Origin of the sequence: Nocardioides rotundus, from assembly GCF_019931675.1 — a bacterium.
Taxonomy (GTDB): domain Bacteria; phylum Actinomycetota; class Actinomycetes; order Propionibacteriales; family Nocardioidaceae; genus Nocardioides; species Nocardioides rotundus.
This window is the reverse complement of sequence record NZ_CP082922.1, coordinates 1697409-1717716: the sequence shown is the minus strand read 5'-3', so window position 1 is coordinate 1717716 and position 20308 is coordinate 1697409. Positions and strand designations below refer to the sequence as shown.

The 20308-nt window shown below is 70.8% G+C and carries 18 protein-coding genes; 12 read left to right on the top strand and 6 right to left on the bottom strand.

All coding sequences use genetic code 11. From position 1 onward, the window contains the following. Position 1: 1 nt before the first annotated feature. From K8W59_RS08585 to K8W59_RS08560, 6 genes are all read left to right on the top strand, one after another. Entirely contained in the window at positions 2 to 1087 is a 1086-nt protein-coding gene (locus K8W59_RS08585) for a fatty acid desaturase family protein (RefSeq protein WP_223399432.1), read from the top strand. A 43-nt stretch (positions 1088 to 1130) separates the two neighbouring features. After that, positions 1131 to 2426: a cation:proton antiporter domain-containing protein gene (locus K8W59_RS08580; protein ID WP_223399431.1), complete on the top strand. Its 1296-nt coding sequence runs from the start codon at positions 1131 to 1133 to the stop codon at positions 2424 to 2426. Continuing rightward, complete coding sequence (locus tag K8W59_RS08575) at positions 2423 to 3370, top strand: ABC transporter ATP-binding protein (RefSeq protein WP_223399430.1); 948 nt, start codon at positions 2423 to 2425, stop codon at positions 3368 to 3370. Before K8W59_RS08580 ends, K8W59_RS08575 begins: the two co-directional genes overlap by 4 nt. Next, entirely contained in the window at positions 3367 to 4962 is a 1596-nt protein-coding gene (locus K8W59_RS08570; RefSeq protein WP_223399429.1) for an ABC transporter permease, read from the top strand. The genes K8W59_RS08575 and K8W59_RS08570 overlap by 4 nt, the downstream gene beginning before the upstream one ends. A gap of 290 nt (positions 4963 to 5252) precedes the next feature. Then, positions 5253 to 6170 carry a gluzincin family metallopeptidase gene (locus K8W59_RS08565; RefSeq protein ID WP_223399428.1) on the top strand — a complete coding sequence of 306 codons (918 nt, stop codon included), beginning with the start codon at positions 5253 to 5255 and terminating at the stop codon, positions 6168 to 6170. Beyond that, a complete protein-coding gene (locus K8W59_RS08560) occupies positions 6068 to 7297 on the top strand; it encodes a M3 family metallopeptidase (RefSeq protein WP_223399769.1) in 1230 nt (409 codons plus the stop codon). The genes K8W59_RS08565 and K8W59_RS08560 overlap by 103 nt, the downstream gene beginning before the upstream one ends. Before the next feature lie 10 nt (positions 7298 to 7307). On the opposite strand, the gene K8W59_RS08555 is transcribed toward K8W59_RS08560, so the two are convergent. Both K8W59_RS08555 and K8W59_RS08550 read right to left on the bottom strand, forming a co-directional pair. Continuing rightward, on the bottom strand, positions 7308 to 8513 hold the full coding sequence (locus K8W59_RS08555; RefSeq protein WP_223399427.1) for a sensor histidine kinase: 1206 nt from the start codon (positions 8511 to 8513) through the stop codon (positions 7308 to 7310). 19 nt (positions 8514 to 8532) lie between these two features. Beyond that, positions 8533 to 10290, bottom strand: coding sequence for a sensor histidine kinase (locus tag K8W59_RS08550; protein ID WP_223399426.1), 1758 nt, complete (start codon positions 10288 to 10290; stop codon positions 8533 to 8535). Positions 10291 to 10562: 272 nt separating this feature from the next. Between K8W59_RS08550 and K8W59_RS08545 the strand changes: the two genes are divergently transcribed. Next, a complete protein-coding gene (locus K8W59_RS08545) occupies positions 10563 to 12935 on the top strand; it encodes an ATP-binding cassette domain-containing protein (protein ID WP_223399425.1) in 2373 nt (790 codons plus the stop codon). A gap of 14 nt (positions 12936 to 12949) precedes the next feature. On the opposite strand, the gene K8W59_RS08540 is transcribed toward K8W59_RS08545, so the two are convergent. Then, positions 12950 to 13516: an HdeD family acid-resistance protein gene (locus K8W59_RS08540; protein ID WP_223399424.1), complete on the bottom strand. Its 567-nt coding sequence runs from the start codon at positions 13514 to 13516 to the stop codon at positions 12950 to 12952. Between the two features lie 97 nt (positions 13517 to 13613). Here K8W59_RS08540 and K8W59_RS08535 point away from each other — a divergent pair, with 97 nt between their 5' ends. Both K8W59_RS08535 and K8W59_RS08530 read left to right on the top strand, forming a co-directional pair. Next, on the top strand, positions 13614 to 13979 hold the full coding sequence (locus tag K8W59_RS08535; RefSeq protein WP_223399423.1) for a nuclear transport factor 2 family protein: 366 nt from the start codon (positions 13614 to 13616) through the stop codon (positions 13977 to 13979). Positions 13980 to 14036: 57 nt separating this feature from the next. Beyond that, on the top strand, positions 14037 to 14984 hold the full coding sequence (locus K8W59_RS08530; RefSeq protein ID WP_223399422.1) for a GlxA family transcriptional regulator: 948 nt from the start codon (positions 14037 to 14039) through the stop codon (positions 14982 to 14984). Between the two features lie 10 nt (positions 14985 to 14994). Here the strand turns inward: K8W59_RS08530 and K8W59_RS08525 are convergent, their stop codons facing one another. Continuing rightward, complete coding sequence (locus tag K8W59_RS08525) at positions 14995 to 15747, bottom strand: class I SAM-dependent DNA methyltransferase (protein WP_223399421.1); 753 nt, start codon at positions 15745 to 15747, stop codon at positions 14995 to 14997. An 80-nt stretch (positions 15748 to 15827) separates the two neighbouring features. Here K8W59_RS08525 and K8W59_RS08520 point away from each other — a divergent pair, with 80 nt between their 5' ends. Further along, on the top strand, positions 15828 to 16406 hold the full coding sequence (locus K8W59_RS08520; RefSeq protein WP_223399420.1) for a 1-acyl-sn-glycerol-3-phosphate acyltransferase: 579 nt from the start codon (positions 15828 to 15830) through the stop codon (positions 16404 to 16406). A gap of 9 nt (positions 16407 to 16415) precedes the next feature. Here K8W59_RS08520 and aspS read toward each other — a convergent pair whose 3' ends face one another. Beyond that, the gene (gene aspS / locus K8W59_RS08515; protein WP_223399419.1) at positions 16416 to 17720 is read right to left on the bottom strand and encodes an aspartate--tRNA(Asn) ligase; all 1305 of its coding nucleotides are present in this window, start codon (positions 17718 to 17720) and stop codon (positions 16416 to 16418) included. A gap of 255 nt (positions 17721 to 17975) precedes the next feature. Between aspS and K8W59_RS08510 the strand changes: the two genes are divergently transcribed. Continuing rightward, positions 17976 to 19322 carry an NAD-dependent succinate-semialdehyde dehydrogenase gene (locus K8W59_RS08510; protein WP_223399418.1) on the top strand — a complete coding sequence of 449 codons (1347 nt, stop codon included), beginning with the start codon at positions 17976 to 17978 and terminating at the stop codon, positions 19320 to 19322. A 102-nt stretch (positions 19323 to 19424) separates the two neighbouring features. Here K8W59_RS08510 and K8W59_RS08505 read toward each other — a convergent pair whose 3' ends face one another. After that, positions 19425 to 19790 carry a DUF488 domain-containing protein gene (locus K8W59_RS08505; protein ID WP_223399417.1) on the bottom strand — a complete coding sequence of 122 codons (366 nt, stop codon included), beginning with the start codon at positions 19788 to 19790 and terminating at the stop codon, positions 19425 to 19427. A gap of 88 nt (positions 19791 to 19878) precedes the next feature. Here K8W59_RS08505 and K8W59_RS08500 point away from each other — a divergent pair, with 88 nt between their 5' ends. After that, positions 19879 to 20304, top strand: a complete 426-nt coding sequence (locus tag K8W59_RS08500) for a PPOX class F420-dependent oxidoreductase (RefSeq protein ID WP_223399416.1) — start codon at positions 19879 to 19881, stop codon at positions 20302 to 20304. Positions 20305 to 20308: the final 4 nt, after the last annotated feature.

The following is a 20308-nucleotide window of genomic DNA, read 5'->3' as shown; positions in this document are numbered from 1 at the left end:
CGTGCCCGAGACTGAGGCCAAGACGCTCCAAGAGGTGCACCGACTACTGCGTGATCTGCTCAAGCCAAACATGCGCATCTACTGGACGGACTTCATCTGCTCCTATCTGGGCATGCTGGCGGCATCGGTGAGCGCGGCCCTGCTGGGACTCGGGTCGCCGCTCGCCTGGGTCGCCATCGTGGGTGCGGCCCTGTTGGCCTATCGCAGTGCCGTGTTCATCCACGAGATCGTGCATTTCCCGGGGCGACGGAGTTTTCGGACCTTCCGGATGGTCTGGAACGGGCTCGTCGGGGTGCCCTTCTTCATCCCCCTGTTTATGTACGAGTGCCATGCCGAACACCATAACTGGCGCCACTACGGGACGCGACGCGACGCCGAGTACGTCCCGCTTGCCCGCCTGCCCCGTACTGCCATCGTCGGCGTTCTGGCGGCGGCTCCAGTGCTGCCGTTCTACGGTCTCCTTAGGTTTGGGGTCTACGCTCCCATGTCCTGGGTGGTGCCTGCGCTGCGGCGGCGGGTGTGGGTCAAGTCATCTGCGCTGAAGCTGGACATCGAGCACGAGGGGGCGGTGCCCGCGCCCGGGAGACAGGCCCGGTCCTGGCGCCTGCAGGAAGTCGCCACCTCGGGCTGGTTGGCCGCGGTGGCCGGGGGTGCGATCTGGGGGCTGATCCCACTAGCCTGGCTCGCGCAGTTCTACCTGACCTATTTCGTCGTGGTCGTGCTCAACACGACACGCCTCCTGGGTGCTCACCGCTACGTCGGCGACGAGGAGGGCATGAGCGTGCTGGAACAGGTGCGAGACACGCTCAATTACGACCATCGGCCGCTCCTGGACGCCTTGTGGGCACCGGTCGGCCTCCGCCTCCACGCTCTTCACCACATGGTGCCCGCGCTGCCCTATCACCAGTACTCCGCGGCTCATGCCCGCCTGCTGGAGCATCTGCCGGAGGACTCCTTCTACCACCGGTCCCGGGCGCGGAGCCTGCCTCGATCCCTGCGCGAACTGTGGGATCGCGCGGGTCACCGACGCGAGTTCGACGGGCTTCGAGCCCGGGAAATCCTGGCCATGACGGACCGGACCCGGTGACCCGGCTGGTGAGGAACAGAGGATGTCGCTAGGAAACTACGCCGTGGCCCCGATCGTGGCGGGCCTCTCGACCCTGGTCGCCGTGGTGGTGGCGGCGCAGGCGCTCGGGTGGGTGGCCCGTCGCTTCGGGCAGCCCACGGTGCTGGGCGAGATGGTCGCGGGCATCTGCCTGGGCCCGACGCTGCTCGGCCGAGTCGCTCCTGACGTGGGCGGCTATCTGTTCGGACCTTCCGCCCAGGGTCTGGTGTCCACCCTGGGCACGGTTGGCCTGGCGCTCTACATGTTCCACGTAGGGCTCGAGCACCGAGCCCTCCCCGCCCCCACAGGTGCGGCCGTGCTGGCGGTGAGGATCGCAGCGCTGGGGATAGCCCTGCCATTGACTCTAGGCGTCCTGCTCGCCGCCACAGTCCTCACCGGGTTGCGACCGGCGGCCGTCGATCCGACCACCTACTGCCTGTTCGTGGGTGGCTCGTTGTCGATCACTGCTTTTCCGATGCTGACCCGTGTGTTGCAGGAGCGGCGGATCATCGGGACGTCCCTGGGGATCGTCTCTGTCCGCGCAGCGGCGCTGGACGATGTCATCGCGTGGTGCCTGCTGGCTCTGGTCACCGCCCGGGTCGCGGGCAACGTCGAGGGCGCATTGTGGGGCACCCTGCTTCCGGGCGCGCTGTTCGCGTGGGCATGCTTCACGGTCCTGCCACGGCTACTGCGCCGCAGCGTCGCCGAGGCATCGAGAGGCGAGGGCCTGGGCGCGGTGGCCATCGCGGGGCTGGTGGTGCTCGTTCTGTCCGCCGCCACCGTCACAGAGTGGATCGGGCTCTATGCGGTCTTCGGAGGCTTCATCGTCGGGGCCAGCTTCCCCCGCCATCCGCCGTTCGTTCACGCCGTGGAGATCTCCCTCATGCCGGTCGTGTCGGCGCTTCTGCTGCCCATGTTCTTCGTGTCCTCGGGACTGGTGACGGATCTGGGTACGCTGGCCAATCTGGACATGCTGCGCGCACTGGGAGTGCTTCTCACCTCCGCCTTCGTCGCCAAGGTCGCCGGCGCCTGGCTGGGATCGTTCGGCCACGGCTGGGCCCAGCGCGAGCGGCTGGCGCTCGGAGCCTTGCTGAACGCGCGCGGGCTGATGATTCTGATCTTCATCAATGTAGGGCTCTCGCTGGGAGTCATCGACACCCCCCTCTTCGCGATGCTCACCGTCGTTGCGCTCGTGACGACGAGTTTGGCGCTGCCTGCGTATCGGTGGGCCCTTGGCGAGGAGGGCGAAGCTCGGCTGCGTCGACACGGCGTATCCGGGATCCGAGCACGACCACGCCAACAAGGAGGGGCAAGGGGATGACGACTGCGGTGCTCGAGTGCCGGGGGCTGACCAAGCGGTTCGGGCAAGTCAGGGCGCTGGCCGGCGTCGATCTGACGGTCGGAGCCGGGGAGGTGCTCGGCTTTCTCGGACCCAACGGCGCCGGGAAGTCGACCACGATCCGCGGCCTGCTGGGGCAGATCAAGATGGACTCCGGGACCGGGACCATGTTCGGCTACGACATCTGGAAGGAGTCCGTCCGGGCCCACCAGCGGGTGGCCTACGTGCCCGGTGATGTTGCCCTGTGGCCAGGGCTTACAGGTGGGGAGTGCATCGATCTGCTCGGCTCGTTGCAGGGCCACCCGAACCCGAAGCGGCGCGCCGACCTGATCGAACGGTTCGACTTCGACCCCACCAAGCGAACCCGGTCCTATTCCAAGGGCAACCGGCAGAAGGTCGCGCTCATCGCGGCACTATCGACGAACGCGGACCTGCTCCTGCTCGACGAACCGACGAGCGGCTTGGACCCGTTGATGGAGGCACAGTTCCAAGCTGTGGTGCGCGAACGCGTGGAGCAAGGTACTGCCGCGCTCCTCTCGAGTCACATCATGTCCGAGGTCGAGGCACTGTGTGAGCGCGTGAGCATCATCCGCGCGGGCGTCATCGTCAGTTCGGGTTCCCTGGCGCACCTCCGTGCCGAATCGGCGTCCACCGTCGAATGCACCACCTCCAAGCCGGTCGCGGCCGACCTGGCTCGCCCAGGGGTCGAGGTCTCCTCCGAGCGCCACCTTCGCGATGGCGTGCACACCAGCATGCGGGTGAACCCCGACCAACTCACCGACCTCCTCGCCGCATTGCTCACCCTGCGGCCACTCGCCCTCACGGTACAGCCACCGAGCCTCGATGAGCTCTTCCTCAGCCACTACCAATCCACCAGCGAGTCCGCCAGCGAACTCGATGACACGCGCGCCGAGAGGCACCTGTGAGCGCCGCGACGAACGCCGTCACCGGAACCGCACGCCTGGTCCGGCTCCAACTGCGTACGGGGTGGATGGGTTTCGCTCTCGCGGTCCTCGTGATCGTTGGGCTCGTGGCTGCCGTCATGGGGAGCGTGCTCGATCTCTATGGAACGCGGCAGGAGCGCGCCCAGTACGCCGCGACTTTGGGCCGTTCGCCGGCCACTGCGGCCTTCAACGGCCGTCCCTACGACCTGGACCGCATCGGCGGGATCGCGACCTATGAGGTGGGGTTCTTCGGACTGCTGATACTGCCCGCGATCGTCGTGATGCTGGCGATCCGCACGACGCGGACCCAGGAGGACCTGGGCCGCGAGGATCTGATCTCGGCGATGCAGGTCGGCCGACTGGGGCCGCTCCTGTCGGCGGTGGTGGTGGTGACGTCCACTATCGCGGCATCCGCGGCGCTCATCTGGGCAGCGGTGACAGCGGCCGGTCACGACTCGTCCGGAACCGCGCGCTACGCCCTGGCGCTGGGTGCCTTTCTGCTCACCATGGCCGGGCTCGGTTTCATCTGCGCCGAGGTCAGCCAGTCGGCACGTTCGGCCACGGGGCTCGCCTTCGGCGGGGTCGGTGTGCTCTATCTGGTCCGTGCGGTCTTCGATGGCAAGTCCTGGGACCTCGGCTGGACGACCCCGATGGGATGGTTGGCCCTGGCCCGGCCGTATGCGGGAGACCCGCCCTGGTGGCCCTACCTCGCCCTCACCGGCACCTCAGTGGCCCTGCTCGGCATCGCCGTCGCGCTGCGGTCTAATCGAGACCTAGGAGCCGGTCTGATCGCACCTCGACGCGGTCCGGACGCCGGCCGGCTGCACGGACCGTTCGCCCTGGCGGTCCACGTGACCGCCGGCTCGGCAGTGGGATGGACAGTGGGTGCGGTCGCGTGGGGTGTCGCTGCCGGTCTCCTCGCGGAGGAGATGCGTTCGCTGCTGGAAGGCAATCCGGCCCTGGCGGAGGCACTGCTGGGCCAAAGTGACACGCCCGACGCCATGATGACCTACCTGGCGGGAGTCCTGATCGGACAGATGGCGATGGCCCTGGCCGTGCAGGCCGTGGCACGGTTGGCCGCCGAGGAGCTGAGCGGCCGACTGGGCGTGGTGTTGTCGACACGTCTGCCGCGCACCACGTGGTGGTCGGTCGCCTTGCTCGTCGTGGCGATCGAACTCGTCGTACTGCTGCTGATGGGAGCCGTGGGATTCGGCGTGGGAGCGGTGCTCACCGGCTCCGATCTGGGCGTCGCTCAGGATGCTCTGCTGAGCATCCTGTCCTACGTCGCCCCGGCTGTTGCCGTGGCGGGGGCGGGGGCCCTGCTGCTGGGCGTTTCGCCGCGTCTGCCGGTCGTGGGTTGGCTGGCGGTGCTGTGGGCAACCACCGTCGCGCTCCTCGGCCCCACTCTCCAGCTTCCAAATTGGGCGCGCAATCTCTCGCCGATCGAGCTGCTCGGACAGATCCCGGTCGAGGAGATCGCCTGGAACCACTGGTGGCTGCTCCTGGCCGGAGGGCTCGGCGCTGCTGTGCTGGCGATCCAGGTACTGCGCCGGCGCGATCTAGTCGCCGGGTAGAAGGGCCGGTCCGTCCGTCGGCAGTAGCAGCGTGTGAGCCTCCTCGGTCGACTAGCTCGAGAGCGAGCGTCGGCTCCGGCCGGAGGCATGCCAGGAAGGTGGAGCCGGCGCAATGATGCGAAGGTCGCCGTGCCGGCGGTCCCACGGGTCGTAAATGCCGGCCATCGGGGCCGGCCCATGGTTTGGGCTTGAAGCCGCCTCGCCAGACCTGATCGACCGCATCCGCAACGACCAGTTGGGGCGACTCTGTCGCCGCTCAGTCATACCGCTCCGGGTGCTTGGATGGGCCCATGGCGAACCCGCTCCTGACGCGATCCACGCTGCCCTTCGAGCTGCCCGATTACGCCCGGCTCACCGACGCGGACTTCCGTGAGGCGCTGCTGACCGGGATGTCTCAGCAGCTGGAGGAGCTGCGAGCGGTCGCGGAGAGCACCGAGCCGGCCACGGTGGAGAACGTGCTGGAGGCGTGGGAGCGCACCGGCGCCACCCTGGACCGGGCCCTGGAGGCCTTCTGGACCGCCATGGCCGCGGACACCAACGACACCCGTGACGAGATCGACGCCGAGATCTCGCCCCTGCTGGCCGCGCACGCGGACGCGATCCTGCTCGACCGTGGCCTCTACGACCGGCTGCGTGCGCTCGCCGAGCGCAGCGCCGCGGGGGAGGTGGAGCTGGACCTGCAGTCGGCCCACCTGCTCCGGGAGCGGCTGCGCGACTACGAGCGGGGCGGTATCCACCTGGACGGCGCCGCCCAGGACAGACTGCGCGAGCTGAACGCCGAGCTGGCCACCCTGGAGACCCGATTCGCCCAGCTCGTGGTCGCCGGGAGGAACGCGGCCGCCGTGCACGTCACCGACGAGGCGGAGCTGGACGGCCTGTCCGAGGAGCAGCGGGAGGCCGCCCGCGCGGCCGCGGAGAGCGCCGGCCAGGAGGGCTGGCTGCTGACCCTGACCAACACCTCGGTGCAGCCCCTCCTCGTCTCGCTGCACCATCGGCCCACCCGCGAGCGGGTGCACCGTGCCTCGGTCCGGCGTGGTCTCGAAGGCGAGCACGACACCCGGGAGACGCTGCTGCGGATGGCCGCCTGCGTCAGGAGCGCGCACAGCTGCTCGGCTACCCGCACCACGCGGCGTACGTCGCCGAGGACGGCTGCGCCGGATCGACCCCGGCGGTCGACGAGCTGCTCGCCCGGCTGGCCCCCGGGGTGATGGAGAACGCGCAGCGCGAGGCCGAGTCGCTCGCGGCCCGGTTCGCCGAGATCGCGCCGGGGGAGACGTTCGAGGCCTGGGACTGGCACTACGTCGAGGAGATCGTGCGGGCCGAGCAGCTCACGGTCGATCAGTCGCTGCTGCGGTCCTACCTGGAGTTCGACCGGGTCCTGCACGACGGCGTCTTCGCCGCCGCGACCGCGCTCTACGGCATCACCTTCCGGGAGCGCGAGGACCTCGTCGGATACACCGGCGACGCGCGGGTCTTCGGGGTGCTCGACGCCGACGGCAGCACCCTCGGCGCGGTCGTCATCGACCCCTTCACCCGTCCCACCAAGCAGGGCGGCGCCTGGATGACGTCGCTGGTCGACCAGTCCACGCTGCTCGATCGCGCGCCCGTCGTCACGAACACCTGCAACTTCCCGGCGCCGGCGCCCGGGCAGCCGAGCCTGCTCTCCTGGGACAACGTGATCACCCTGTTCCACGAGTTCGGCCACGACCTGCACGGCCTGCTGTCCGACGTGCGCTACCCGTCCCGGTCCGGTACGTCGGTCCCGCGCGACTTCGTCGAGTTCCCCAGCCAGGTCAACGAGATCTGGGCGTGGGAGCCCGAGCTGATCGCCCGCTACGCCCGGCACCACGAGACCGGCGAGCCGATGCCGCGGGAGTGGATCGAGGCGCTGCAGGCCGGCCGGCACTTCGGGGAGGGCCAGGCCACCCTGGAGCTGCTGGCGGCCATGCTGCTCGACCAGGCCTGGCACCAGGCACCCGCCGACCGGCTCCCCGGCGACCCGGACGACGTCGAGGGCTTCGAGCAGCGGGCGCTCGAGGCGGCGGGTGTGGCGCACCCGCTCGTGCCGCCCCGCTACCGCTCGGCGTACTTCCAGCACATCTTCGGCGGCGGCTACTCCGCCGCCTACTACTCCTACCTGTGGTCGGAGCTGATGGACGCCGACACCGTGGCCTGGTTCCGTGAGCGGGGGATGCTCGACCGGGAGGCGGGGGAGCGGTTCCGCCGCCGGCTGCTCGGGCCGGGCGGGTCCGTGGACGCGATGGAGACCTACCGGGACTTCCGTGGCTCCGAACCGGACCCGCGGCACCTGCTGGAGCGGGTCGGGGTCTCCTGAGGCGGCTCGGTCAGCCGCCCGCCGGCAGCTCGAACCAGAAGACGGCTCCGCCGCCCTCGGCCTCGTCCACGCCGATGGTGCCGCCGCGGCTGTGCACGATCCGGGCACAGGTGGCCAGGCCGATGCCCCGGCCCTCCACGCGCTCGTCGCCGCGGGCGAACAGCCCGAAGACGTCGTCGCGACGCCCCTCGGGGACGCCCGGCCCGTTGTCGGTCACCGTGACCCGCACCCGGTCGCCGCGACGCTCACCGTCCACGACCACGCGAGGTCGCCGCAGGGGAGCGGAGTGCTTGATCGCGTTGCCGATCAGGTTCTGCAGGATCGACCGCAGCTCCACCTCGTGGCCGATCACGGCGGGCAGCGCCCCGACGTGCACCTCGGCCTCGCCGGCCACCCCGTCGAGGTCGCCGAGCACCTGGGCCACCACCTCGTCCAGCCGGACCGGGCCGCCGGGGCCCCGGCCGCCGAGCATCGCGAAGCCCAGCATGTCCTCCACGGTGCGGCGCATCCGGGCGGTCCCGGAGAGTGCCGTGTCCAGGAGGAACGCCTCGTCTGTCCCTGCGGGCGGCGACGACCGGGTCGACAGCATCTGCAGCGCGAGGCTCACCGCGGCCAGCGGGCCCTGGAGGTCATGACTCACCTCTCCGGCGAACGCCTCGAGCGAGGCGTGCGAGCGATGCAGCTCGCGATGGCCGTCGAAGTGTCGCTCGAGTGCGGCACGCAGCTGCACCTGGCCCCGGTGCAGGTTCAGCGCCTCGGTGACCATCGGTCCGAGCAGCTCCAACAGCCGCAGCTGCTCGGGCCCGAACCCGCCGGCCGGAGGCTCGAAGACGCACAGCGTGCCGATGATCGTGCCGGAGGGCCCGAGGACCTTGCGGGCGGCGTAGGAGCGGAAGGAGCCGAGCTCACCGGTGACGAAGGGGTTGTCTGCGAAGCGCGGATCCCGAGCCGCATCGGGAACGTGGATCAGCATCGCGTCGTCCACCGTGATCGCGGTGCCGCAGAACGACTGCTCCCGGCGGATCCGGGTGTGGTTGCGGTCGGAGGTCGCCAGGTGCACCTGCTCGGTCGCGGTGATCACGTTCACCTCCGCCGTGGCGCCTCCGCACATCCGCGAGGCCAGGTCGACGATCGCCTCCAGCATCGGGAAGGTCTCGTCGCCCAACACCTCGAGGGTGAGGATCTCTGCCTCACGCTGAAGGTCGTGCACGTCCACGGGGGTCAGTATCGAGCATTCACGGTGATGCCGCAGACACGACGACCCGGAAGGTCGACCCCTTGTCGACCTCCGACTCCACGGTGAGCGTCGCCCCCAGGCGCTGGCAGAGCGTGCGGACGATGGCCAGGCCCAGGCCGGACCCGCTCTCGCGCAGCGCCCGCGGGTTGGCCGACCGGTCGAACTCCTCGAAGATCCGCTCCCGGTCCTCCTGGGCGATGCCGATGCCGGTATCGGTCACCTCGAGCACCGCCAGCCCGTCGACCAGCTCGGCCACCACCCGGACCTCGCCGCCAGAGGGGGTGTAGGTCACGGCGTTGCCGATCAGGTTCGCCGCGATGCTCCCGACGTCCAGGCTGTCCCCGGCCACGTGCACAGGGGTCGAGGGAGGGGTCCACTGCAGGGTCACGCCCTTGGCGTCGGCGAGCACCCGGCTCACCTCCACGCTCTCCCAGACGACGGCCCCGAGGTCGGTGACCTGGTCGAGTCCGCCATCCCTGTTCGCCCGCGACAGGGCCATCAGCTGGTCGGTCAGGCGCCTCATCCGGCGGCTGACCTGGGAGATGGAGTCGAGCATCGTCTCGCCCTCCGGCGGGATCTCCTCCATCCCTCGCAGCATCCGCAGCAGGTTGTCCAGTGCGGCGAGCGGGTTGCGCAGGTCGTGGGTGACGGTGTCCATCAGCTGATCCTTGGCCAGATGCAGGTCGCGCAGCTCCCGGAGCAGCTGGGCCTCACGCTCGGCCACCCGGATCCGCACGATCGCCGCTCCCAGGTCGTGGGCGAAGTCGAGGGCCTCCGACCGGTCCTCCTGGGTCCACACGGCATCGGCGTCGCTGCGGGTGATCAGCAGGTGGCCCAGCGGCGTGCGACCCGAGCCGAGCGGGACGAAGAGTGCCGTGGCCAGATGCAGCGAGCCGAACAGCTCGTCGACCGTCTGCTGCTGCTCGGTGGTCAGCCACACGTCGGCATCGGGGCCGGCGCCGAGCACTCCGGTCTCCTGCGCCTCCCACAGCAGCGTGGAGAAGGGCTCGGCCAGGGCGACCGTCCCCGCCGCGATCTCGACCGCCTCGCCGCACCAGTTGTGCACCCGGTCGCTCGCCGGATATCCCCCGGTGGGGTTCAGGTGCAGCCAGGAGCCGTGGGCGTCGAAGCACTCGGTCAGCAGCGGCTGCACCTGCTGCAGCATCGTCTTGAGCTGCTGACCGTCGTTGATCTCACGGACGGCATGTCGCAGCCGCTTGCTCAGCCGGGTCTGCCGCTGCAGCCGCTCGCGCTCGACGGCGTCGACGACGGCGCGGCTGGCCCGCCGGGCGTACTCGTCCAGCCGGTCGCGCTGGGTCGCGTCCGGTCGCTTGCCCGACAGCGGGATGTCCAGACCGATCGTGCCGCGCAGCACGCCTTCCTCGTCGTAGAGCGGGGCGAACAGGAGATCCATCGGATGCCAGGCGTCGTCGGCGTCGACGACCGGCATGACCGGCACGTAGTCCTCCGACATCTCGTCCGGCGGGATCCGGTCGTGCGGCACGAAGCGCCACCGGCCCCACACGTCGGACCTGCGCAGCTCCCGCTCCAGCTCCGAGGCCGGGTAGCGGTGGCCGCGCAGGTCGGGCTCGGCGCGCACGCCGGCGACGGCCGCCCGGGTCAGCATCTCGTCGTCGTCCAGGGTGGAGATCACCACCAGGCCGAACCCCATGTCCTGGGCCAGGCCCTCGGCCACGAGCTCCAGGGTCTCCACGAGCAGACGCTCGGACGCAGAGGCGTCGAAGGACCGCGCCATCGTGACCCCTTCCAGCCACTCGACGAGACAAAAGTATGAAACGTCAACAATCTTAGGTCGGGGCGCCGACATCCGTAGGGGAATCCGGCAAACACGACGGAATCCGTCCTCGCCGTACTCCCGCCGGCCATTCCCCAGGTAGTCATGAGAGACCGCCGCTCTACCTGGTGAATTCATCCCGTAGAGCGACGTTCAGGCACGACTACCTGGGAAATGATCGACAGCCGGGTGCTTGACTTGGCCCGCAGCCGAGCGAGGGGAGCACCCAGAAGATGGCCACGAGCACCGGATCCGCCGTACACGCGGCCGACAGCCACGACCTGATCCGCGTCCGGGGTGCGCGGGAGAACAACCTGCGCGACGTGAGCCTGGACATCCCCAAGCGCCGGCTGACGGTCTTCACCGGCGTCTCCGGCTCCGGCAAGAGCTCCCTGGTCTTCGGGACGGTGGCGGCGGAGTCACAGCGGCTGATCAACGAGACCTACAGCGCGTTCGTGCAGGGGTTCATGCCCACCCTCGCGCGGCCCGAGGTCGACGTGCTCGACGGGCTGACCACCGCGATCATCGTCGACCAGGAGCGGATGGGCTCCGATCCGCGCTCGACGGTCGGTACGGCGACCGACGCCAACGCGATGCTGCGCATCCTCTTCAGCCGGCTGGGGGAGCCGCACATCGGCCCGCCGAGCGCCTACGCCTTCAACGTCGCCTCGGTGTCCGCGGCCGGCGCGATCACCGTGCAGCGGGGCGAGAAGACGATGGCGGAGAAGGCGACGTTCAACCGCACCGGCGGCATGTGCCCGCGCTGCGAGGGCCGCGGGACGGTGAGCGACTTCGACCTGACCGCCCTCTTCGACGAGACGAAGTCCCTCAACGAGGGGGCTCTGACGATCCCCGGCTACAGCATGGACGGGTGGTACGGCCGGATCTTCAAGGGCAGCGGCTTCTTCGACCCGGACAAGCCGATCAAGAGGTTCACCAAGCGCGAACGCCACGACCTGCTCTACAAGGAGCCGACGAAGATCAAGGTCGAGGGGGTCAACCTCACCTACGAGGGCCTGATCCCGAGGATCCAGAAGTCGATGCTGGCCAAGGACCGGGACGCGATGCAGCCGCACATCCGCGCGTTCGTGGACCGGGCGATCACCTTCCAGACCTGCCCGGAGTGCGAGGGGACGCGGCTCAGCGAGGCCGCGCGGTCCTCGAAGATCGACGGCGTCAGCATCGCCGACGCCTGCGCCATGCAGATCACCGACCTCGCCGCCTGGGTGCGCACGATCGAGGACGACTCTGTGGCGCCGCTGCTGGAGGCGCTGACCGAGACCCTCGACTCGTTCGTGCAGATCGGGCTCGGCTACCTCTCCCTGGACCGGCCTGCCGGGACCCTGTCCGGGGGTGAGGCGCAGCGGACCAAGATGATCCGGCACCTCGGCTCCTCGCTGACCGACGTCACCTACGTCTTCGACGAGCCCACGATCGGCATGCACCCGCACGACATCCAGCGGATGAACGACCTGCTGCGGCAGCTGCGGGACAAGGGCAACACGGTGCTCGTGGTCGAGCACAAGCCGGAGGCGATCGCCATCGCCGACCACGTCGTCGACCTCGGCCCGGGGGCCGATACGGCGGGCGGCACGGTCTGCTTCGAGGGCACGGTGGAGGGGCTGCGCGCGAGCGACACCACCACCGGCCGGCACCTCGACGACCGGGCGTCGCTGAAGGAGACCGTGCGGGAGCCCTCCGGCGCCCTCGAGGTCCGCGGGGCCGACGCGCACAACCTGCGCGACGTCGACGTCGACGTAGCCCTCGGCGTGCTGACCGTGCTCACCGGCGTCGCCGGCTCGGGCAAGAGCTCGCTCGTCGGCGGCTCGATCGCCGGGCGCGAGGGCGTCGTGGTGATCGACCAGACGCCGATCCGCGGCTCACGGCGCAGCAACCCCGCGACGTACACCGGCATGCTCGACTCCATCCGCAAGGCGTTCGCCAAGGCGAACGGGGTGAAGCCGGCGCTGTTCAGCGCGAACTCCGAGGGCGCCTGCCCGACCTGCAAGGGCGCGGGCGTGACCTACACCGAGCTCGGCTTCATGGAGAGCGTGGCCACCACCTGCGAGGAGTGCGGCGGCAAGCGCTTCCAGGCCGCCGTGCTGGAGTACACCCTCGGCGGCAAGGACATCAGCGAGGTGCTGGAGATGTCGGCGGCGCAGGCGGCGGAGTTCTTCGCCGACGGCGAGGCCAAGGTGCCCGCGGCCCACCGGATCCTGCAGCGGCTGGTCGACGTCGGGCTCGGCTACCTCACTCTGGGGCAGCCGCTCACCACGCTCTCCGGCGGCGAGCGGCAGCGACTCAAGCTGGCCACGCAGATGGGGGAGAAGGGCGAGGTCTACGTCCTCGACGAGCCCACGACCGGGCTGCACCTCGCCGACGTCGAGCAGCTGCTCGGGCTGCTGGACCGGCTGGTGGACTCGGGGAAGTCGGTGATCGTGATCGAGCACCATCAGGCCGTGATGGCGCACGCCGACTGGATCATCGACCTCGGCCCCGGCGCCGGGCACGACGGCGGGACCGTGGTCTTCGAGGGCACGCCGGCCGACCTGGTCGCCGCGCGCTCCACGCTGACCGGCGAGCACCTGGCCGAGTACGTCGGCTGACGCCGCCCGCGGCGTCAGGCGACCCGCGGCTCCTGGGCGGCCACGCGCTTGCCGGCGCTGCGCATCGAGAACGCCACGGCGATGAGTACGACGCCCCAGGCGATCGCCACCACGCCCAGGAAGGTCGCGACGCCGAGGACGCCGGCGCCGGGGTTGGCGACGAAGAGCACGCCCAGGAGGCCGTCGAGCAGCGCCGCGAGCACCAGGAGCCAGCGCGGCGCTCCCGGACTGCGCCCGAACGCGGCGATCAGCTCCACGACACCGCGGGCGATCAGCCAGAGCCCCAGGATCCAGGTGAGCACCACGGCGGTCACGCCCGGGCTGACGATCGCCACGAACGCGGCGACCAGGCTGATCGCACCCAGGACCACCCACAGCACCCGATCGCCCATCGAGGCGCCGCGACCGAACGCGTGCATCAGCGACATCACCCCGTCGACGAGCGCCCAGACGCCCCACAGCAGAGCCAGCGCCACTGCCGTCGCGATCGGCCAGAAGATCGCGATCACGCCGAAGATCACCGCGATCCCGCCGCGGACCACCAACGCGGTCCATGCTCCCTTGAGCCACGTGTCGTTCATATCTCCCCCTCCCTCGCGGCCGCCGCGCTGTGCCCGGACAGCCGCTGACTTACTACCCACCGTAGTGGAGATGCCGGCTCGCGGATAGCCTCGTCGCATGCCCTCAGCAGTGGAGACGGTCCAGGCCTGGCACGACGCGGTGAACGCACGCGACATCGACGCGGCCCTGGCATGTTGCCGGCCCGACGTGGTGGTCGGCGGCCCCCGCGGGGACGGGGAGGGACACGACCTGATGCGCGCCTGGCTGCAGCGCTCCGGCATCGAGCTGGAGCCGCAGGAGCCGCTGGAGGAGCGGGACGGCCGGGTGGTCGTGCACGAGCTCGCCCGCTGGCGCACCGCGAACGCGCCGGCCGAGGTGCCCAGCCAGGAGCCGGCGGAGACGTGGGTGGTCTTCGAGACGGCCGAGGGCCTGCTCTCCGCCGTACGCCGCTATGAGACCCCGGAGCAGGTTCCCGCACCCTGAGTGGCACGATCCCGGCGGACCCTTGAGAATCTGCCATCGCGGTGACACGCTGACCGGATGAGGTCGGTGGCGCTGGTGGTCCAGGAGGGCGTCGAGCTCTTCGGGATGGGCTCGATGGTCGAGGTCTTCGGCGAGCGCTACCACCCCGAGGACGACAACCCGGTCTTCGACTTCCGGATCTGTACGCCGTCCCCGGGGCTGGTCCCGACCGAGAAGGGCATCGGCATCCAGGTCGAGCACGGGCTGGACGCGGCCGCCGACGTCGACCTGCTGCTGCTCGCGCCCAAGCGGGACTTCGAGCAGCACGACCCCGAGGTGCTCGAGCTCGCCCGCGAGGCGGTCGCGGACGACCGGATGGTGATGGCGCACTGCACCGGCGCCTTCGCGCTCGCCCAGGCCGGGGTGCTCGACGGCCGCCGGGCGACCACGCATTGGCGCTACGCCGAGCGGATGGCCGCGCACTACCCGCGGATCACGGTGGAGGCGGACCGCCTCTACGTCCACGACGGGCCGGTGCTGACCGGTGCCGGGTCGGCCGCGGGCCTGGACGCCGCGCTCTACCTGCTGCGCCAGACCCACGGGGCGAAGGCCGCCAACGACGCGGCGCGCCGGATCGTCCTGCCGCCGCACCGCGACGGCGGTCAGGCGCAGTTCGTGCGCCAGCCCGTGCCGGAGTGCACCGCGGAGACGCTCGGCCCGCTGCTCACGTGGATCACCGGGAACCTCGACGCCGACCTCTCCGTGGCGACCCTGGCCCGGCAGGTCTCGATGTCCGAGCGCACCTTCGCCCGCCGCTTCGGCGAGGAGACCGGCACGACGCCGCACCAGTGGATCACCCACCAGCGTGTGCGGCTGGCCGAGGAGCTGCTCGAGCGCAGCGACCTGCCCGTGGAGCGGGTCGCCGACCGGGTCGGCTTCGGCTCGCCCACGACCTTCCGCCAGCAGTTCGTCAAGGTTCGCGGGATCAGCCCGCAGGCCTACCGCCGGCAGTTCAACACCGCCTGAGCCGGTCGCCTCACGCGGGCTTGCGCCACACCGAGACGTGGCTCTCGCTGTCCCCGGTGAACTCCGCGCCGCTCCAGTCGGCGGACCGCTCCTCCAGCTCCAGCCCGGCCAGCCGGGCCATCAGGTCGCACTCGGCTGGCCAGATGTAGCGGAAGTTGCTGGCGCCGTACCGCACCGTCCCGTCCTCCAGCCGCCGGTAGTGGTGCGACGTGCCCTGCTGAGTGGTGAGGTCGTAGGTGTCGAAACCGGTGTGCCGACGCCCGACGTGGAACGGCACCGCGCTCTGCCCGGGCGGGAAGCGGCGGATGCCGGGGATCCACAGCTCGATGACGAACCTGCCGCCGGGGGCGAGGTGCCGGGCGGCGTTGCGGAAGCACTCGACCTGCTCGTCCTGGGTGCGCAGGTTGGCGATGCTGTTCCAGACGAGGAGGACCAGCGAATACTCCCCGGGCCGCGCCGGTCCGTCGTCGGGGGCCGTGGCGCCGGCCATGTCGCCGACGGTGACGGGCAGGTCCGGACGCTTCGCGTGGAGTACGTCGACCATCGGCTGCGACAGCTCGATCCCCGCGACCGGCACTCCGCGCTCCGACAGCGGGATCGCGACCCGCCCGGTGCCGATCGCGAGCTCCAGCGCCGCACCGTCCCCGGCCAGCGCCGCCAGGCGGTCCACCGCGGGGTCCAGCACGTCGGGCTCGAACATGAAGGAGGAGCTCTCGTCGTACCTCTCGGCCGCCTCGGCGTCCCAGTAGTCGCTGCTCGTCATGGCTGCCAGCCTCGTGCACGCGCGCGACCCGCCGCGACCCGATTGTGGGTGCACCGTCCCGGGCCGCCTACCGTGGGCCCGTGCTGCGCGCCCTGGTCTCCCGCATCTTCTGGTCGCTCTCCCGGTGGAGGCTGGTGACCACCGAGCCCGCGCCGCAGCGGCCGACCGTGCTCATCGGGGCGCCGCACACCTCCAACTGGGACTTCATCTTGATGCTCGGGATCGCCTGGCGGCTCGGGCTGGACATCCGCTGGCTCGGCAAGCACAGCCTGTTCACCGGCTGGCGCGGGCCGGTGATGCGCGCGCTCGGCGGCATCCCCGTGGACCGGGCGAACCCGGCCGGGATCGTCGACGAGGTCGTCGGCCGGGTCCGCTCCGGTGAGGTGTTCGGTCTCGTCGTCACCCCCGACGGCACCCGCAGCGGTCACACCCACTGGAAGTCCGGGTTCTACCGGATCGCCCGGGAGACCGGCCTGCCGGTGACGCTCGGCTTCGTGGACCGCACGACGATGACCACCGGCCTGGGCCCGACCATCGACCTGACCGGCGACCTCCCCGCCGACATGGACCGGATCCGGGCGTTCTACGCCGACAAGGCGGGCTTCCGACCCGAGAACCGGGTCGAGCCTCGGCTGCGCGAGGAGCTCCCGGGCGTCTGAGCCGCCCCCCTACGGCGCGAGCCGGTGCAGGTCCCGGGGGAACAGCGTCACCTCGCGGATGTTGGCGGCACCGACCAACTGCGCCACCCAGCGCTCCAACCCGATGGCGAAGCCCCCGTGCGGGGGCATCCCGTGCGCGAACGCCTGCAGGTAGCCCGCATAGTCCTCCGGCGACCCGCCCCGAGTCTCGATCGCGGCGACGTAGTCGGCGTGGCGGTGCAGCCGCTGGCCGCCCGTCACCAGCTCGAGCCCGCGGAAGAGCAGGTCGAGGCTGTTGCTCCACCGCGGGTCGTCGGGCTGGGGGTGGGTGTAGAACGGGCGCTTCCGCATCGGGTAGCCCTCGACCGCCAGTACGTCGCTGCCGAGCTCCTCCCTCGCCCACGCGCCCAGCGCCCGCTCGTGCTCGGGCGCGAGGTCCGGCTCGTCGGCGGGCGCCCCCACGCGGGCGAGCGCGTCGGCGAAGTGGATCACCGGCACCTCGTCGGGGATCACGGGCAGCTGGATGCCCAGCCGCTCCACGGCGGGGCCGGCATGCGTCGTGACCGCGGTGACCATGCCCGCGAGCACATCGCGCAGGACGGTCAGCACGTCGCGGTGGTCGCGGACGAAGCCGAGCTCGACGTCGAGGGAGACGTACTCCGCGAGATGCCGCACCGTGTCGTGCGGCTCGGCACGGAAGACCGGGCCGACCTCGTAGACCCGCTCGAAGACCCCGACCAGCTGCTGCTTGTAGAACTGCGGGCTCTGCGCGAGGAAGGCCGGCGACCCGAAGTAGTCGACCTCGAAGACGTTCGCGCCGGACTCGGTGGCCGAGGCGACCAACTTGGGGGAGTGCACCTCGGTGAAGCCGGCCGCGTCGAGCGTGCCGCGGAAGCCCTGCAGGCTGGCCGCGGCCAGCTCCCACACCGCCCGCTGGCGGGGGTGGCGCCACAGCACCGGCGCATGGTCGAGCAGCGTCGGGAGCCCGGCGTTGAGCGTGGGGCGCCACAGCTCGGCGGGTGGGGTCCGGGCGGGCTCCGAGAGCGCGGTGATGCTCGGGGCCGTCACCTCGACGCCGCCGGGTGCCTGCGGGCTCGCGGTCGCCGTACCGAGGACCTGGACGGGCGTCTCCTCGGGCGGCAGCCCGCCGGCGGGGAGCTCCTCGGTGCGCACGACGACCTGGGCGAGGCCGCTGCGGTCGCGCACGACCAGGAAGGTCAGGGCAGCCAGCTCGCGGCGCCGGTGGACGTGTCCCTCCAGCCGGACCGGGGTGCCCGGCGCCGCCTCGGAGAGCTCGGCGGCCAGGGTGCGGGCGGGTGCTTGCGGTGGTCTCATCTCATCCTCCAGGTCAGGGAAGCCCTGGAGGTGTGGGCGGGGGCCAGATCGCGGTGCCACCACACCTTCGCCGGCGATGCTGCCGGCCTCTCGTCGGTACGCCGTCACGCGCGGGCGCCGCCTGCCGCCTTGGGCGGCCGAGGGTCGTCAGTCCTCACGGCTCCGCCGTACAGGCTAGAGGGTCGCTAGGCTTCCTGCCGACCGCTTTTCCACCACCCCGCGCGGCGGTCGACCACCGAGACCTGGGAGCGCCCGATGTCGATCTACGCAGTGACCAACCCGGCGACCGGCGAGGTCGTCCGCGAGTACCCCACCGCCACCGAGGCCGACGTGGAGAACGCGCTGGCGCGCGCGTCGGCGGCGGCCCGCGACTGGGGTCGCACGACGGAGGTGGCCGACCGGGTCGCGCTGCTGCGACGGGTGGCCGAGTTGCACGACGAGCGGCGCGACCACCTGGCCGAGGTGATCGTGGAGGAGATGGGCAAGCCGATGGAGGAGGCGCTCGGCGAGGTCGACTTCTGTGTCGAGATCTACCGCTTCTACGCCGACAACGCCGAGTCGCTGCTGGCCGACGAGCCGGTGACGGTCGACGGGGGAGAGGGTACGGCGCTCGTGCGGCGCTCGCCGTTCGGCGTACTCCTCGGGATCATGCCGTGGAACTTCCCCTACTACCAGGTGGCGCGGTTCGCCGGCCCGAACCTGGCGATCGGCAACACCATCGTGCTCAAGCACGCGCCGCAGTGCCCGATGTCGGCCACGGAGCTGCAGCAGATCTTCCTCGACGCCGGCTTCCCGGAGGGCGCCTACGTCAACATCTTCGCGACCGAGAACCAGATCGCGGAGATGATCGCCGACCCGCGGGTCGCGGGCGTCTCGCTGACCGGGTCGGAGCGGGCCGGCGCCGCGGTCGCGGAGGTGGCGGGACGCAACCTGAAGAAGATCGTCCTGGAGCTGGGCGGCTCGGACCCGTTCATCCTGCTCTCGACCGACGACCTGGACGCGACGGTGGAGGCGGCGGTCGCGGCCCGGATGGACAACACCGGCCAGGCATGCAACGCGGCGAAGCGGTTCGTGGTGGCCGACGAGCTCTACGACGACTTCGTCGGCAGGTTCACCGACCGGCTGCTCGCGAACGCCGACGGGATCGCCCCGCTGTCCTCCGAGCGCGCTGCCGAGACGCTGCAGGCCCAGGTGGACGAGGCCGTGGCCGGGGGAGCGACACTGTCCTCCGCCGGCGAGCGGCGCGGCGCCTACTTCCCGCCCGGCGTGCTCACCGACATCGACCGGGACAGCGACACGTTCCACCAGGAGCTGTTCGGCCCGGTCGCGATGGTCTTCCGGGTCGGCTCGGAGCAGGAGGCCGTCGAGGTCGCCAACGACACCCCGTTCGGCCTCGGCTCCTACGTCTTCACCACCGACGCCGACCAGGCCGCCCGCGTGGCCGACGGCTTGGAGACCGGCATGGTGTTCGTCAACGGCGTCGGCGCCGAGGGCGCGGAGCTGCCCTTCGGCGGAGTGAAGCGCTCCGGCTTCGGCCGCGAGCTCGGCCGCTACGGCATGGACGAGTTCGTCAACAAGAAGCTGATCCGCACCGTGCGCTGATCTCCCGCCGAGTCGGCGCTACTTCACCCCCAGTCGGCGCTACTTCACCCCCAGTCGGCGCTTCTTCACCCCGAGTCGGCGTTGATTGACGCCGACTCACCGTCAACTGGCGCCGACTCGGCGGGACTCGAGGTAGTCCTTGAGCACGACGGCCTCGTTGTGGGTCTCGTCGCGAGCGCCGTAGAGCAGCGTCACCCTGTCGTGCTCGCGCCACCCGGCGATCGTGTCGGGTGCGTCGGGGTTCGCCTCCAACTCGGCGACGTACCGCTGGGCGAACTCCTCGAACCGCTCGGGCTTGTGGCCGAACCACTTGCGCAGGTCGGTGCTCGGCGCGAGGTCCTTGGCCCACTCGTCCAGGTCAGCCTTCTCCTTGCTCACCCCGCGCGGCCACAGCCGGTCGACCAGCACCCGCCACCCGTCGTCGGGGGAAGCGTCCTCATAGATGCGCTTGGTGATGAAGGTCGTCATCTCCCTGAGACTGCCACGGCCGCGCCGTACCGTCGACGGCGTCTACGCTGCCCGGGAGAGCGACCGACGACACGGAAGGCGGACCAGGATGGCCGAGATCACCGAGACCGCACGGGACTGGCTGCGCGGGCGGAACGAGGTCGTGCTGGTCACGCTGCGCCGTGACGGCTCCCCGCAGACGTCCAACGTGCTCGCGCACTTCGACGGGGAGTCCTTCGCCGTCTCCGTCACCGCCGACCGCGCCAAGACCCGCAACCTGGCCCGCGACCCGCGCGCCGTCGTCCACGTCCTGGGGCCGAACTTCTGGAGCTACGCCTCGGTGAGCTGTACGGCGGAGCTCGGGCCCGTCACCGAGCAGCCCGGGGACGAGGCGGGCCGCGAGCTGCTGGCCCTGCACGACGCGCTGAGCGAGCAGCCGCACCCGGACCCCGATGAGTTCTACGCCGCGATGGTGGCCGAGCGCCGGCTCCTGCTGCGCCTGCGGCCGACCGGGATCAGCGGCTCGGGCTGGTAACCCT

Bases quoted from the DNA above. Each gene is read 5' to 3' on its own strand.
- K8W59_RS08500 (WP_223399416.1), top strand. From the start codon at position 19,879: ATGGCCGAGATCACCGAGACCGCACGGGACTGGCTGCGCGGGCGGAAC.
- aspS (WP_223399419.1), bottom strand. From the start codon at position 17,720: ATGAGACCACCGCAAGCACCCGCCCGCACCCTGGCCGCCGAGCTCTCC.
- K8W59_RS08550 (WP_223399426.1), bottom strand. From the start codon at position 10,290: ATGGCGCGGTCCTTCGACGCCTCTGCGTCCGAGCGTCTGCTCGTGGAG.
- K8W59_RS08525 (WP_223399421.1), bottom strand. From the start codon at position 15,747: ATGACGAGCAGCGACTACTGGGACGCCGAGGCGGCCGAGAGGTACGAC.
- K8W59_RS08575 (WP_223399430.1), top strand. From the start codon at position 2,423: ATGACGACTGCGGTGCTCGAGTGCCGGGGGCTGACCAAGCGGTTCGGG.
- K8W59_RS08505 (WP_223399417.1), bottom strand. From the start codon at position 19,790: ATGACGACCTTCATCACCAAGCGCATCTATGAGGACGCTTCCCCCGAC.
- K8W59_RS08565 (WP_223399428.1), top strand. From the start codon at position 5,253: ATGGCGAACCCGCTCCTGACGCGATCCACGCTGCCCTTCGAGCTGCCC.
- K8W59_RS08530 (WP_223399422.1), top strand. From the start codon at position 14,037: ATGAGGTCGGTGGCGCTGGTGGTCCAGGAGGGCGTCGAGCTCTTCGGG.
- K8W59_RS08545 (WP_223399425.1), top strand. From the start codon at position 10,563: ATGGCCACGAGCACCGGATCCGCCGTACACGCGGCCGACAGCCACGAC.
- K8W59_RS08535 (WP_223399423.1), top strand. From the start codon at position 13,614: ATGCCCTCAGCAGTGGAGACGGTCCAGGCCTGGCACGACGCGGTGAAC.
- K8W59_RS08540 (WP_223399424.1), bottom strand. From the start codon at position 13,516: ATGAACGACACGTGGCTCAAGGGAGCATGGACCGCGTTGGTGGTCCGC.
- K8W59_RS08510 (WP_223399418.1), top strand. From the start codon at position 17,976: ATGTCGATCTACGCAGTGACCAACCCGGCGACCGGCGAGGTCGTCCGC.